This window comes from uncultured Psychroserpens sp., assembly GCF_947500255.1.
Taxonomy (GTDB): Bacteria; Bacteroidota; Bacteroidia; order Flavobacteriales; family Flavobacteriaceae; genus Psychroserpens.
In genome coordinates this window covers 292,468-306,807 of sequence record NZ_CANMRL010000002.1, presented here as the reverse complement: position 1 = coordinate 306,807, position 14,340 = coordinate 292,468, and the positions used below count along the sequence as shown (strand labels likewise).

Annotated in this window: 13 protein-coding genes and 1 riboswitch; of the genes, 8 read left to right on the top strand and 5 right to left on the bottom strand. The window is 33.5% G+C overall.

Annotated features, from left to right (window positions below; translation table 11 throughout):
* The first annotated feature begins 28 nt into the window (after nt 1-28).
* Complete coding sequence (locus tag Q0783_RS08200; protein WP_298894415.1) at nt 29-940, top strand: FecR family protein; 912 nt, start codon at nt 29-31, stop codon at nt 938-940.
* Entirely contained in the window at nt 924-3,215 is a 2,292-nt protein-coding gene (locus Q0783_RS08195) for a TonB-dependent receptor plug domain-containing protein (protein WP_298894414.1), read from the top strand. The genes Q0783_RS08200 and Q0783_RS08195 overlap by 17 nt, the downstream gene beginning before the upstream one ends.
* 12 nt (nt 3,216-3,227) lie before the next feature.
* Here the strand turns inward: Q0783_RS08195 and rmuC are convergent, their stop codons facing one another.
* The 4 genes from rmuC to Q0783_RS08175 form a co-directional block, all read right to left on the bottom strand.
* Nucleotides 3,228-4,547: a DNA recombination protein RmuC gene (gene rmuC, locus Q0783_RS08190; protein ID WP_298894413.1), complete on the bottom strand. Its 1,320-nt coding sequence runs from the start codon at nt 4,545-4,547 to the stop codon at nt 3,228-3,230.
* A gap of 75 nt (nt 4,548-4,622) precedes the next feature.
* Entirely contained in the window at nt 4,623-5,417 is a 795-nt protein-coding gene (locus tag Q0783_RS08185) for an ABC transporter ATP-binding protein (protein ID WP_298894412.1), read from the bottom strand.
* Between the two features lie 8 nt (nt 5,418-5,425).
* A complete protein-coding gene (locus Q0783_RS08180; protein ID WP_298894411.1) occupies nt 5,426-6,448 on the bottom strand; it encodes an iron ABC transporter permease in 1,023 nt (340 codons plus the stop codon).
* Nucleotides 6,449-7,597 (bottom strand): ABC transporter substrate-binding protein, encoded by a 1,149-nt coding sequence (locus tag Q0783_RS08175; RefSeq protein ID WP_298894410.1) that lies wholly within the window; start codon nt 7,595-7,597, stop codon nt 6,449-6,451. It lies immediately after the preceding gene.
* A 70-nt stretch (nt 7,598-7,667) separates the two neighbouring features.
* Nucleotides 7,668-7,863: riboswitch (cobalamin riboswitch) on the top strand.
* Between the two features lie 65 nt (nt 7,864-7,928).
* Here Q0783_RS08175 and Q0783_RS08170 point away from each other — a divergent pair.
* Complete coding sequence (locus tag Q0783_RS08170) at nt 7,929-9,860, top strand: TonB-dependent receptor plug domain-containing protein (RefSeq protein WP_298894409.1); 1,932 nt, start codon at nt 7,929-7,931, stop codon at nt 9,858-9,860.
* 71 nt (nt 9,861-9,931) lie between these two features.
* Nucleotides 9,932-10,498, top strand: a complete 567-nt coding sequence (locus Q0783_RS08165; RefSeq protein WP_298894408.1) for a PAS domain-containing protein — start codon at nt 9,932-9,934, stop codon at nt 10,496-10,498.
* Between the two features lie 53 nt (nt 10,499-10,551).
* On the opposite strand, the gene Q0783_RS08160 is transcribed toward Q0783_RS08165, so the two are convergent.
* On the bottom strand, nt 10,552-11,988 hold the full coding sequence (locus Q0783_RS08160) for a S41 family peptidase (RefSeq protein WP_298894407.1): 1,437 nt from the start codon (nt 11,986-11,988) through the stop codon (nt 10,552-10,554).
* A 171-nt stretch (nt 11,989-12,159) separates the two neighbouring features.
* Between Q0783_RS08160 and Q0783_RS08155 the strand changes: the two genes are divergently transcribed.
* From Q0783_RS08155 to Q0783_RS08140, 4 genes are read left to right on the top strand one after another with little or no spacing between them, the layout of a single operon-like run.
* The gene (locus Q0783_RS08155) at nt 12,160-12,669 is read left to right on the top strand and encodes a sigma-70 family RNA polymerase sigma factor (RefSeq protein ID WP_298758401.1); all 510 of its coding nucleotides are present in this window, start codon (nt 12,160-12,162) and stop codon (nt 12,667-12,669) included.
* On the top strand, nt 12,656-13,180 hold the full coding sequence (locus tag Q0783_RS08150) for a hypothetical protein (RefSeq protein ID WP_298894406.1): 525 nt from the start codon (nt 12,656-12,658) through the stop codon (nt 13,178-13,180). Before Q0783_RS08155 ends, Q0783_RS08150 begins: the two co-directional genes overlap by 14 nt.
* Nucleotides 13,181-13,185: 5 nt before the next feature.
* Complete coding sequence (locus tag Q0783_RS08145) at nt 13,186-13,755, top strand: DUF4252 domain-containing protein (RefSeq protein ID WP_230936310.1); 570 nt, start codon at nt 13,186-13,188, stop codon at nt 13,753-13,755.
* A gap of 4 nt (nt 13,756-13,759) precedes the next feature.
* A complete protein-coding gene (locus tag Q0783_RS08140; RefSeq protein ID WP_298758392.1) occupies nt 13,760-14,305 on the top strand; it encodes a DUF4252 domain-containing protein in 546 nt (181 codons plus the stop codon).
* Nucleotides 14,306-14,340 lie beyond the last annotated feature (35 nt).

The window sequence follows — 14,340 nt, the reverse complement described above, 5'->3', positions numbered from 1 at the left end:
AAGTTGTTATATAAGTGTACATAGATTTATGAATAAAGAAGACAACATCAAAAAGTGGTTAAATGATGAATTAACTCCTGCCGAAAGACAAGCTTTTGAGCAAGGAGATGATTTTGCATTGCATCAAGCTATTTTAGATGGCGCGCAACATTTTAAGGCATCAAACTTTTCTGAACTTGAATCATTCAATGATTTTAAATCAACTTATGATGCTAAACGTAAAGAAACTAAAAAGTTAAATTGGTTTAAACCAATGCTACGAATCGCAAGTATTTTGGTCATTGCTTTTGGTGCTTATTTTACATTTTTTTACAACTATCCTACACGTATACAAACTTTGGCGAGTGAGCAAACTACCATAGAACTTCCAGATCAATCAGAGGTGATATTGAATTCCGGTTCTCAAATAGAATACAATGAAAAAAACTGGAATACAAATAGGCGCTTAACTTTAGATGGTGAAGCATATTTTAAAGTGGCTAAAGGAAAAACATTCGATGTCATTACTTCTCAAGGGCTAGTCACTGTTGTAGGTACAGAGTTTAATGTAAAACAACGTCTTAATTATTTTGAAGTACACTGTTATGAAGGGATTGTTCAAGTTACTTCGGGAGATGTGACAAAAAAACTCTTAGCAGGAGACACCTATAGGCGATTAGGTGATGATTATGCTTCAGATACAACAACATTTTTGAAACCGCAATGGACTCAAAATAAAAGTGCGTTTAAGGCTGTTCCTTTTGATCTGGTTATAGCAGAAATGGAACGACAATATGGTATTAAGATTACAGTAGACAATATAGATGCTAATCGATTATTCACAGGAGGATTTATGCATGATAATATTGAAAATGCCCTCTTATCTATAACACAGCCAATGGGTCTGAGCTATAAAATTAATGCATCAAATGACGTCGTAATTCATGGCAATAAAAAATAAGTTATATTTTTTATGGATCCTCTTTTTTATATGCTCTTTTGAGATCAATGCTCAAGAGACTAAAGAACAACTGCCATTAACTGATGTGTTTGTTCAACTTCAAGAGATATACAGTATTCAATTTAATTATGCCGAATCCGACCTTGAAGGTATAACAATAATACCACCTTCCAAAGATTTGACCTTAACTCAAGTTTTATCATATCTCGAAGTCAATACTAAATTTTCATTCCGAAACTTAGATGGTACTTTCATTCTAGTACAATTAAAGGAGTCGCCTTTTGAACTGCAACAATTATCTGAAATACTAGTATCAAAATATATTGTTAAGGGAATTAATAAACTCAACAATGGTTCTTATGAAATTGATTTTTCAGAGTTTGATATTCTGCCAGGATTGATAGATACCGATGTTTTACAGGCTGTACAGGCTTTTCCAGGAATCCAGAGTATTAATGAAACGGTATCAAATATTAATATAAGAGGCGGTGCACACGATCAAAACTTAATCCTTTGGGATGGAATAAAAATGTATCAGTCTGGGCATTTCTTTGGTTTGATTTCAATGTTTAATCCGCAAATCACACAACAGGTAAGTGTTTTGAAAAATGGTACAGAAACGATGCTTACAGATGGTGTTTCGGGCACAATTTCTATGGAAACTGACACTAAAATCAACGATACGTTTAAAGGGAGTTTGGGTGTTAATTTTATTGATGCCAATGGCTTTGCTGATATACCGTTAGGAGATACATCATCTCTACAAATTGCTGCTCGAAAATCAACAAGCGATTTTACAGAAACACCAACATATACCAATTTTTTTGATAGAATCGCTCAGGATACAGAAGTAGAGACCAATACTAATGATATTTTGAATTCCAATCAGGAGTTTGATTTTTACGACATGTCTTTACGCTGGCTGTATACGATCTCAGATAAGGACCAGTTACAGCTCAATTTTTTAAATGCCGATAACGAGTTACGATTTAATGAAAACTCTACAATTAGTGGCATGGAAACATCACGCCGAAGTAGTTTGAGACAAAACAGTATTGCAGGAGCTTTGCAATACAAAAGAATTTGGAACGATACCTGGCAAACCACTTTTGAAGTTTATGAAACTGACTATAAGTTAAAATCTAATAATGCCAATATCATTGAAGAACAACGATTTCAACAAGAGAATAGCATATCGGAAACAAGCTTGAAATTAATGACTAACTACAAGGTACATGATAACTTGCAATGGTTGAATGGGTATCATTTTGTAGAGACTAAGGTTACAAACTTAGATGATGTTGATACGCCACGTTTTCGATTGTTAGTGTCTGAAGTCGTACGAACTCATGCCTTGTTCTCCCAGTTAAATTATAGATCGTCCGATAGGAAAACTAACCTAAATTTCGGATTGAGATATAATTATATTGATAAATTTAGAAAGCATATACTAGAGCCAAGACTGGCATTTAACCATAAGTTTTTAAATGACTTTTCAGTAGAACTTTTAGGAGAATTCAAGCACCAAAACACGTCTCAAATTATTAATTTCCAAAATGATTTTTTAGGTATTGAAAAAAGACGTTGGCAATTGTCTAACGATACTGATATACCAGTAATTAGAAGCAAGCAAGTATCGTTGGGTTTGAGTTTCAGTAAAAAAGGCTGGTTACTTAGTGCAGATGCTTATTATAAATATGTAAAAGGCATTACAACACAAAGTCAAGGGTTTCAAAATCAATATGAGTTTATAAAAACTAGAGGTGATTATGATACGTTTGGCGCAGATATTATTTTGAGAAAGCAAATTAAAGACTTCACAACATGGTTGAGTTATGCTTATATGAATAGCAATTATAGTTTTGATTTACTTCCAGAAGATAAGTTTCCAAATAATTTTGAAATCACTCATGCTATTACTTTTGGAGCTGCTTATACCATGGACCGTTTAAGATTGTCAGCTGGGATCAATTGGCATTCTGGTCGTCCAACAACGCGGCCAATAGCTGGTAATGAAATTAGTGACAATGCTATCAATTTTGAAAATACTAACTCAAGCAGGTTGAACGATTATTTGAGAGTGGATGTTTCTGCTTTGTATGATGTTAAGCTATGGAAAAAGACTAAAGCAGATTTAGGGGTTTCGATATGGAACGTTTTAGACCGAACCAATCAAATCAATAATTTTTATAGAATTACAAATGATAATGTGAGTGAAACACTACAAAACTCGTTAGGAATAACACCAAATGCTGTGTTGAGGGTTCACTTTTGATAATGGTCTTAATTATTCGCTGCTTTTTGCGCGTTTGACAATGGCTTCGGGTAAAGATTTCTTGGCTTTAGCACCCATTTTTTTCAATTTTTCAACACTAGTTATTAGGTTTCCTCGTCCTTCAACTAATTTATTCATAGCTGATGAATAATCACGTTTGGCATCATCAATACGTTTACCAACTCCAGTTAAGTCTTTTACTAAACCCTCAAATTTGTCATAAAGTGCCCCAGCCTGCCTTGCAATTTCAATCGCATTACGCTGTTGCTTTTCATTATTCCACATTGTATCAATTGTACGTAACGTTGCTAAAAGTGTTGCAGGTGTTACGATAACAATATTTTTCTCAAACGCTTTATTATATAATGAACTGTCTTCATTTATGGCAACAGCAAAAGCCGGTTCTATCGGGATGAATAGTAATACGAAATCTGGTGATTCAATATCGTACAAGTCTTGATAGTTCTTTTCAGATAGTTGATCAACATGCTTTCTAATGGAACTGATATGCGCTTTTAAATGAAATGTACGCTCATCATCTTCGGCATTTACATAACGTTCATAATCGGTTAATGACACTTTACTGTCAATGATCATTTTCTTATTATCGGGTAAATGCAAAACCACGTCTGGAAGCACTCTTGTGCCATCAGGTAAGGTGAAGCTTTGCTGGACATAATATTCCCTGTCTTTTTCTAAACCTGATTTTTCGAGCACACGCTCTAATACCAATTCGCCCCAATTTCCTTGCATCTTACTATCACCTTTTAAGGCTTTTGTTAAATTGGTAGCTTCTTTAGTCATTTGCTGATTGAGGTCTTTTAAACCCAATAACTGCTCTTTTAATGCCGAATGCATTGAGATACTTTCCTTTTGAGTATCCTCAACTTTTTTCTCGAATACCTGAATTTTTTCTTGTAACGGATTTAAGATATTCTTGATATTTTCTTTATTCTGAAGTGTGAACTTTTCTGATTTTTCATCAAGAATTTTTGTGGCGAGCAGTTCAAAATCTTTACGCAATTGTTCTTGACGTTCTTCTAGCTCTTCATCACGTTTTAAATTTTGTTGCTGAAGATTTTCATACTCTGTATTTTTTCGAGTTAACTCAGTATTTAAAAACTCTTTTTCGCGTCTAATCTCTTCACGTTCACTTTCCAACTTTGATAGATGTTGTTTTAGATCTTCAATAGTTGAACTCATCTGATGTTGACGTTCTTCTAATGTACTCTGCTCACTTTTACTTTTCAGTTTAATAAAAAGCATACCTAAATACGCACCAATAGCTGCGGAGATAACAATAGCTAGAATAAGTATAAGATTGTCGTTCATAAAGTGAATAGAAATTTACTCAAAGATAAAAGAAAAGGTGTTAAGTGATACTATGGATGAGTGAAAACTATCGACTTATTTCTTTACTCTAAAACTTCCCGTTTTTTCATCAAAACCGATAAGGTCATCAGGAAATAAAGTTTCAAAAACACCACGTTCGATCAAGTTACACGGCGAGTCATAAATAACGCCATCATTGGTCATGACAATCATGGTGTCGCATAGTTGAATGGCTAAATCGATTTCATGTGATGAAAAAAGAATAGTCTTATTAGTATCTTTAGCTAATTTTTGGAGCAGCTTTAAAATATAAGCCTTGTGATACATATCTAAATGTGTGGTAGGCTCATCCAAAATAATTAGATTGGTATCTTGAGCTAATGCTCGAGCGATCATCACTTTTTGTAATTGTCCGTCGCTTAATTCAAAACACTTGCGATGCTTCAAGTCTGAAAGATTTGTTTGTGCAATAGATTGGTTGACAACAGAGATGTCTTGATCACTGAGATTGCCAACCCAATTGGTATAGGGTTGACGACCAAGTGCTATAAGTTCGAAAACGGATAGGTTTTTAGACATAAGTTGTTCGGTCAACACCAAGCTCATGATTTTTGCTAATTCTATCGAAGTATAATCATTAAGTGGTTTTTTACTTAACGAAATAGTGCCAGATAACGCAGGTTGTATAGATGTTAAGGTTCTCAAAAGAGTAGACTTTCCAATACCATTAGCGCCAACTAACCCAATAAGCTCACCTTGATACAATTCGATATTAATGTCACTGGCAATAACAGCTGTTGCTTTCTTAGATTGGTAACCTATAGAAAGATTGTGAGTTTCAAGGATGATATGTTGCGTTTGTTCTGTCACTAGTGTCTTTAAAATATCATTTTACGTTTTCTAACTAATAACCATACCACTACTGGCGCTCCAATTAAAGAGGTTATGGCATTAATAGGTAGTGTATAATCACTGGTAGGTAATTGTGCAATACTATCACAAATAAGCATTACAATCGCTCCAAATAAAAATACAGCAGGTAATAATATCTTATGATTTGAGGTGTGAAATAATTGACGTGTCATATGCGGAATGGCCAGTCCTATAAAAGCAATAGGTCCAGCAAAAGCTGTAATAGTTCCTGCTAATAGACTTGTTGCTAAAATAATGACTAATCGACTTTGCTTAATGTTCAGCCCTAAGCTTTTGGCATAGTTTTCTCCCAATAGAAAGGTGTTTAGTGCTTTAATAGAAAATATAGTGAGAAGCATACCTAAGAGGTAAATTCCGAAGAATACAAAGAGTTCATTCCAGGATAAATTACCTAAGCTTCCAAATCCCCAAAAAATATACTGTTGTAATTGTTCTGCCGAACTAAAATAAGAGAGTACACTAACCACTGCAGCTGTAATACTTCCAAACATCAAACCAATAATTAAAATAGCCATGGTATCTCTCACTCTTGCGGAGACAATCAAGACAGCTAGAAGCACGAGAAAACTCCCAGAAATTGCAGCAATAACAATACTCCACTTTGAGATCAAAACAGTAGCAAAAGCACCTCCAAATAATCCAGAACCTAAAATAACCAGCGCTACGCCTAAGCTTGCACCAGAACTAATCCCTAATACAAATGGCCCAGCTAATGGGTTTCTAAAAAATGTTTGCATTAATAATCCTGAAATTCCTAAACCTGATCCTACTAAAATAGCCGTTAATGCTTTTGGTAATCTATAATCTTGAATTATATATTGCCAATTTTCGTTATCTGAAGTCCCTAAAATACTATTAAATACATCTTTGATGGGAATACTAACCGAGCCCAAACTAATATTCACAAAGAAGCATAACAATAGTGCTATTGATAGGCCTATAAATGAATATGTATATTTGGTTTTCAATTAATCTAGTGGCTTAAAAAAAGTCGTTTTATAGTCTGTGAGTAATTCTGGATGACAAATTTTTATCATATCCTTGAGTACCAAATCTGGTCGAGCTGCACCTAATTCATAATATAAAACACCTCCTGTTTTTCCTGTTGTATTAGAAAAAGTAAAGATTTTTTTATTTTGAAATGCATCAAATTGCGTATAATGTGAGTTCGCTTTTTCTAAAGCGTCGTAACTTAAATAATACGAAGGACTCAACCATAATTCTGCTGTTTTAGCCTTGTCAAAAACAGTTTCAAAATTCAAGGCGATGCTGCCAGTTTCTTTGGTTTCGCTCCATAAATAATTAACATTGGCATCATTTAAAAATTGAGCTTCCGGACTTGTGCCATTTGGTAAATACCAAACATCTTTGTACATGGCTCCGCATAACACTGTAGGTTTTTTACTTGCTTTTGCAGCTATGGACTTGGCTTCTAAATAATCTTTTTCTATTTGGTCAAAGATGGATTTGGCTTGACTTTCTTTATGATAAAGCGCTCCAAAAAACTTGATCCATTCGGCTTTAGCCAACGGTGATTTTTCAACCCAATCACCATTATAAATAACAGTAATTCCAGCTTTTTCAATCGTTTCCATAGTTTTATTGGTGCCATCAACACCAAAGGTCACTACTACATCTGGTCGTAATTCTAACAATACTTCGGTATTAATACCTTCATTATTACCAAGTTCACGTATGTCACCATTATCGATTTGAGTCCTCGTTTTTTCCGAAGAAATATAATCAGTGCCAGGAAAGCCTACTAAGGTTTGTTCAACGCCTAATAGTTCCAATGCAGGTATGTGAGTCGTTGAAGTCACAACAATCTTTTGAACTGGTGTAATAATCATACCATCAAAATCATCTTTGTTTAATGTAATCTTAGGTGCATTTTCTTTAGGAATTAATGCATATCTATAGACTTTATCAGCTTTAGGCCAAGGGTTAGAAATTGTTAATATGCTATAATTGTCATTTTTAATAAGAGTAAACCCTTCAGCATGATTATTTTTTAGCAGTTCTTTTGTTTCAGCAGGAGGTAATTGTCTTGATAAGCCTTTATCTTCTTTACAGGATACGATGATCAAGACCATTAAAATGTAGATGATTTGTTTCAAAAGCAGTGATTTTTATATGTCAAAAGTAATATTATTTAAAGTTTTGAGTGAATCATTAAACAAATTGTTTACTTTCGCTGCGAATTTAGGTTCTATTTGGTATATCTAAATAGATTAAAAGGGAATCTGGTGAAAGTCCAGAGCTGTTCCCGCAACTGTAAGCTATTATGCTTGCTATTACCTTCAATGTCACTGGAAATTGTATTTCTGGGAAGACCAATAGCAAGACGCAAGTCAGGAGACCTGCCAAATTCAAACATTAAAAGTCAAACTTTCGGGATAAAAGTTTTGGTGTGGTAATTCATGCTATTCCGAGTAATTAAACATTACAATGAACAAAAAAACAATGCTTTTTGGTATGCTAGCTATGGGTTTAGCAGCATCTAGTTTTGCGCAACAGCAAACAGATTCTCTAGAGATAGAGCAATTAGATGAGGTGGTTATTACCGATTCTAAATTTAAATTAAAACGAGAGAATTCAGGTAAGGTTATAACCAAAATCACTCAAAAAGACCTTCAAAATCTACAAGGTAAATCAATTGCAGAGATTATTAATGCTACTGCAGGTATTGAAATTAACGGAACAAAAAGTAATGCAGGTCAGAACTTAAGTTATTTTATCAGAGGTGGAAGAAACCGCCAAGTATTGGTGCTTATTGATGGTATAGCCGTTACTGATGCCTCACAAATTGCAAACGACTATGATCTTCGTTTATTAAATGCAGATCAGGTTGAGAGTATCGAAATCTTAAAAGGAGCTTCCAGCTCACTTTATGGTAGTGGAGCATCTACAGCAGTAATCAATATTAAATTGAAAAAAGCGTCAAAAGATGCCTTTGCTGTTAATTTAAAAAGTACGATTGGAACCAATCAATCTCAGGAAGATAGTAATTATGCAGTTGAGAATTTTGTAAATAGTGTGTCTGTAAATGGTACACTAGATGACTTTAACTATCTCGCTAGTTTCGGACATCAATTTACTGATGGTTTATCTGCAATTGCTGTAGGTGAAGAATCAGACCCTTTTAATACTTATAATGGTTATGTGAAGTTAGGTTATCAATTTTCAGAAGCATTTAAAGTACAAACGTATGCTAGTTTTGATTCATTTAAAGCCGACTTTGATGATGGCTTTGGTTTTGCTGATGCCGATAATTTATCGGTTACAGATCAATACAGAATAGGAATTTCACCAGAGTTCAAGTATAATAATGGTAGCATTATATTGAATGTTGCTTACAATAATGTTGAACGCGAGATAGAATCAAGTTTTCCAACCCAGTTTAGTGCAGAGAGTTTTATAGGAGATCTATATAACCGTTACAATTTTAACGATAAATTTTATACTGTTTTGGGTGTCAATGCTCAACAAAATGAAATTGAAAGTTATTCAATTCCGTTCGGAAGCACTGCTTTTGCTCAAGATATCGACCCAGAAGATGCGACGCATACTATTATTGATCCTTATGCTAATGTCGTATTTGTTTCAGATTTTGGGTTAAATGTAAATGCTGGTCTGCGCTTAAATAACCATAGTGAGTATGGTAGTCATTTGGTGTACAGTTTGAATCCGTCATTTAAAAAGGAACTTAATTTTGGGTATATCAAAGGATTGGCTAGTTACAGTACATCATATATTGCGCCTTCATTGTATCAATTGTTTGAACCTTCCTTCGGAAATAGTGATTTAGAACCAGAAGAAAATACCACTATTGAAGTAGGAACAGAGGTTAATATTAAAGATAAGGCTACAGTAAGTGTTGTGTATTTTAATCGTTCTGAAGAGAATTTTGTTGATTTTGTAGACCAAGGAAATTTTATGTTTCAGTATTCAAATACTGAGAATGATTTTACGGCTAGCGGAGTCGAGGTTGTTGCAGATGTGGCATTAACACAAACATTAAAGCTTAGAGCTAATGGAACCTATACTAAAGTAGACGAGGATTTAAACCTTAGAATTCCGGAATTAAAAATAAACGCGGCTTTAAACTATCAATTAAATACACAAACGTTTATGAGTTTGAGCTATCAGTTTAATGATGATCGTGACGATGCGTTTTTTAACAGTACAACGTTTCAAAGTGAAAGCGTTAATCTAGAATCGTATAGCTTAATCGATTTTTATGTAAGTCATAAATTGGTGAAAGACAAGCTTACGGTTTTTGCAAACGTGAACAATATTTTAGACGAAGCGTATGAAGAGTTATTTGGTTATTCAACCAGAGGGCGAAATATTAATATAGGGTTTACGCTAAGTTTATAAATAAAAGAGCTATTCTTTTTGAATGGCTCTTTTTGTTTAGTATTTATATAATTAATGAATACCTAGAAGTAATGAAAAATAATTTATCAAATATGATGGCATTAGATATTTATTTGTCATCATTAAGTAAAGAAGAATTTGAGACCGTTTCTTCCAAAATTGATTATAACTCATCAAAAAGATTGCCTCTAATGAGCTGGGATGTTTATAGTGATAGCCTAATGTTAAAAAGGAAAAAAGCTCAGAGAGAACACGATATTCTTAAGGTAAGATCATTGGCTAAAAAATTAAATTGGCAAAATGATATCAATGCTATTTTTAATGAACAGCAATTTGAAGCCATACTTATTACAGACATAGACCAAAAAATAATATGGGTTAATCAAGGTTTTACAGCTATGACCGGATATTCTAAGGTTGATGCTCTTAATAAAACACCACGTTTTTTACAGGGACCAGAAACGTCTAATGACTCTAAAGAAAGAATTAGGGCAAAGCTTAATGAGATTACTCCTTTTACAGAGGTTATTATTAACTATAGGAAAGATAAAACACCGTACAAATGCGAAGTCAAGATTTTTCCAATAGGTAATGATGAAGCTACACATTTTATTGCTTTAGAGCGACAAGTAAGTTGATTGTAGCAATAGAAGTATAATAAAAAAAGCCGCTTGAAAAGCGGCTTTTTTTATTATTTAAATTCGAGACGATTAGTATTCATCTCATATTCAATATACATGTTCTCTTCAAATGGTTTGATATTGACGCTGGTTTGTATTGGTCTATATTCTGTGAATGCACTAAATCGCCCTAAACCTTGAATGTCAGCAATAGCAGCTGCTAAAAGAGGTTCATTGACATCACCTAATGTTCCGAAATTTCTTGGCGATTCAATTAAAGAGATATCTGGAACAAGTCCTGTTGGAGGTACTTCGACATCATTTACATTTATAGAGTTGGCAACTAACGGTTGCATTGCATAGGTATGACTTGGGTTGATATCAACCGACGTCAAATCTGGTGAGTCATATATTGTTATCGATGCTTGCGTTTTTCCTGTAGTGGAATCACCAATTTGAACCACATCAATATAAGCACTCAAGCTATTGATGACCAATTCACTCGCAGAAGCTGAGCGATCTGTAGTTAACACATACACCTTGTTTAAATTTAAACTGTTTATTGTAGTTCCATCAAAACTATTAACAAAATTAAAATTTGTATTTGAACTTTGTTGATCACTGTTAAAAACTAGTTTAGAATAGATATCTCCATTAAATTGGCCAGTGATCATGCTTCCAAGTAATGACGCAGTATTTACAGAGCCTCCTGGATTGTATCTTAAATCGAGAACCAAGTGTTGTACATTATTAGCTTGAAAATCAGCAAATGCAGCATTTAATTGGTTATTAAAGCTTGAATTAAAGCCATTATAAACTAAATAGCCAACATTTTCTCCATCAACATCGATGATGTCAGCTTGGTGCACAGGGTTTTCGGTATAGGTTTGTTTTGTAAGCTCAATGCTATCTGTAGAAGACTCTATAGTATCGTCGTCGACCGTTTCGGTTCCATTATCGTTATAAGTTGCAAAATTCAACGTATATGTATCTTGATTCAGTAAGGTATTTAAATTACTTGTTGATAAAGCATTACCGTTGACTGCATCAAAAATTTGTCCGCGTTCTAAGCCTAATCCATCAGCAACACTATTATTAAGAACAAGTCTAATAATACCGAAGACCTCTGTTTCGCTTCCAGGCTTGAGATAGAAATTAAATTCAAGTCCGTTACTTTTAGACGTTCCAGCTAATAATTGTTCAAATTCAATGTAGTTAGGAATGATAATACTGAAGCGATCTACAGTTTCTCTTTCAAAAATCAAGCTTTCAAATAGTGTTTCAGTAGCTGCAAAACTATTAAGATAGTTAGCATACTCTTCGTTAGAAGAAAAACGATCATTAGCTAAATCTGGGATATCGGCCTTATACAAATAAACTGCATTCATCCCTTTCCAAACAAAATCGTTAATCTCACTTGCCGCTATGGCATTGTCATCTCTATCTTCAAAACAACTCGTAAAAGAGAGGGTAAGTAGTAAGAGTACACTTAGTTTTAATAATTTCATATTTTTTCTTTTTCAATTTTTATGAGCTAAACCAATAGCTTATTGGTCTAGTAAACTATAAATTTACTTACATTATTGTAAATTTAAAAATATCATGTAACAAAATTGAAGCATGTTCGTCGTAATTACAAGAAGCAGAATAATCAACTGTTTTTAACTAACAAACCAAAAATGACACAGACTGATTTTACAAAATTGGTATTGCCTTTTAAGGATAAAGTCTTTCGTTTAGCAAAAAGACTTCTAGTTTCTACAGAAGAAGCTGAAGATGCAACGCAAGAAATTTTAATGAAACTGTGGCGTAATAAAGAGAAAATAGCAGACTATAAAAATGTAGAAGCATTTTCGATGACAATGACAAAGAATTTTTGCTTAGACCGATTAAAATCGAAACAAGCGCAGAATTTAAAGATTGTTCATAGTAATTATCAAGACAATAACACGTCTTTACAGAAACAAGTAGAAAATAAAGATAGTGTTGATTGGGTTTCTAAAATAATTGAAGAGTTACCAGAACAACAAAAAATAATATTACAGCTCAGAGATATAGAAGAGTATGACTTTGATGAAATTGCAAAAGTAGTAGATATGAATCCTACAGCCATTAGAGTCGCTTTATCAAGAGCTAGGAAAACAATAAGAGAAAAATTAACTAATACACATCGCTATGGTATTAAATAGTATAGAAAAATTACTGGAAAAGTATGACAATGGCGAAACAACGCTAAAAGAAGAGCAACGCTTAAAAGAGTATTTTACTCAAGACGAAGTCGCTCCACATTTAGAGTCATACAAAATGATGTTTCAATACTTTAACAACACAAAACAAGAACTTTATACGAAAGACGTTCCATTAAAACCTAGAAAAAGTTATATCTATCAATGGATTTCTGTCGCAGCAGTTGCGGTTCTTATGTTAGGAATTATGGTTCCTAAAATTTTGGGAGGTGAAGAAATAGTTGATCCACTTGCGGGTTTAACTGATGAAGAACGTAAAGTTTATACCGAAACCAAAGAAGCGTTATCAATGCTATCATCAAATTTTAACGATGCAGCTAGTAGCGTAAACACACTGAGTCTTGTATCTACCAGTTTTAATAAAGGTGCAGAAAAAGCCAGTCACGTTAGTGAATTTGGTAAAACAACAAACAGATTAGTAAAAAAGAAAAAAACAAGTAAAAACAAAAACTAGAAATCATGAAGAAATTAATATTAATACTCGCAATTGCCTTATCATCTAATATAATGTTTGCTCAAAGTGTTTTTGACAAATATGAAGACAAAGATGGTGTAATGACAGTTGTACTTACACAGAGAATGTTTAAAATGTTAGCTACAGTAGGTGTAGATGTCGATGATCCTGAAATGAAAGCTTATGTTGATATGGCTAAAAATATTACAGGTCTTAAAGTGTTTACAACTGGAGACGAGAAAATCTCTGCCGATATGAATGCTACCGTAAATGGCTATTTAAAATCATCAAAATTAGACGAATTAATGCGTATTAAAGATGGTGATCAAACAGTGAAATTTTATGTAAAAGAAGGTAAAGATGAAAACCACGTAAAAGAACTATTAATGTTCATTAACGGTTTGAAAGAGCTTACTAACGGTCAAGATATTACCATTAATGGTAAGAAGAGAGAAGTAGAGACTGTATTGTTAACACTTACAGGAGATATCGATTTAAGACAAATCTCTAAGTTAACTAGTCAAATGAATATGCCTGGAGGAGACCAGTTGAAAAAAGCAAGTAAAAAGAACTAAAACTATGAATACATCAATCAAAACAATAATCACCATGTTAATCTTGGTTGTAACTTTACAGAGTTGCAACCAGGGTTTAACTTTACAAACGTACTATGTTGATAGTGAGTTAGCACCTGGTTTTACTAGTTTAGACGTGCCAACGAGTATGCTTAAAATTGATGAAACAACATTAACTGAAGAGCAAAAAGATGCTTACGAATCTATAGATAAATTAAGCCTTTTGGCTTTTGTCGCAGACGAAAGTAATAAAGAGGATATGGATGTAGAAGTCGCTAAAATAAAGACGATTCTTAAAGATCCAAAATATGAAGAGTTGATGCGTGGAGGAAACTCAACAGACGGAAAATTTGTCGTAAAATGTATAGGAGGAGAAAATGATGTTGATGAATTTATCCTATTTGGAAATTCTAATGAGCAAGGATTTGTAGTTGTTAGAATTTTAGGAGATGAAATGAACTTTAATAAAATAATGGAACTGGCGTCAGTTTTCGATGAAAACAGTATTGAGGAAACTCAATTTAAGGATATCGCCAAATTTTTTAAATAGACCTTAATATTTAAAATGTTAATAGAAAGCCACTT

What these genes read in the sequence shown, in the direction of transcription:
- rmuC (WP_298894413.1), bottom strand. Translation starts at nt 4,547, where the DNA reads ATGAACGACAATCTTATACTTATTCTAGCTATTGTTATCTCCGCAGCT.
- Q0783_RS08200 (WP_298894415.1), top strand. Translation starts at nt 29, where the DNA reads ATGAATAAAGAAGACAACATCAAAAAGTGGTTAAATGATGAATTAACT.
- Q0783_RS08155 (WP_298758401.1), top strand. Translation starts at nt 12,160, where the DNA reads ATGACACAGACTGATTTTACAAAATTGGTATTGCCTTTTAAGGATAAA.
- Q0783_RS08140 (WP_298758392.1), top strand. Translation starts at nt 13,760, where the DNA reads ATGAATACATCAATCAAAACAATAATCACCATGTTAATCTTGGTTGTA.
- Q0783_RS08150 (WP_298894406.1), top strand. Translation starts at nt 12,656, where the DNA reads ATGGTATTAAATAGTATAGAAAAATTACTGGAAAAGTATGACAATGGC.
- Q0783_RS08195 (WP_298894414.1), top strand. Translation starts at nt 924, where the DNA reads ATGGCAATAAAAAATAAGTTATATTTTTTATGGATCCTCTTTTTTATA.
- Q0783_RS08160 (WP_298894407.1), bottom strand. Translation starts at nt 11,988, where the DNA reads ATGAAATTATTAAAACTAAGTGTACTCTTACTACTTACCCTCTCTTTT.
- Q0783_RS08165 (WP_298894408.1), top strand. Translation starts at nt 9,932, where the DNA reads ATGAAAAATAATTTATCAAATATGATGGCATTAGATATTTATTTGTCA.
- Q0783_RS08170 (WP_298894409.1), top strand. Translation starts at nt 7,929, where the DNA reads ATGAACAAAAAAACAATGCTTTTTGGTATGCTAGCTATGGGTTTAGCA.
- Q0783_RS08145 (WP_230936310.1), top strand. Translation starts at nt 13,186, where the DNA reads ATGAAGAAATTAATATTAATACTCGCAATTGCCTTATCATCTAATATA.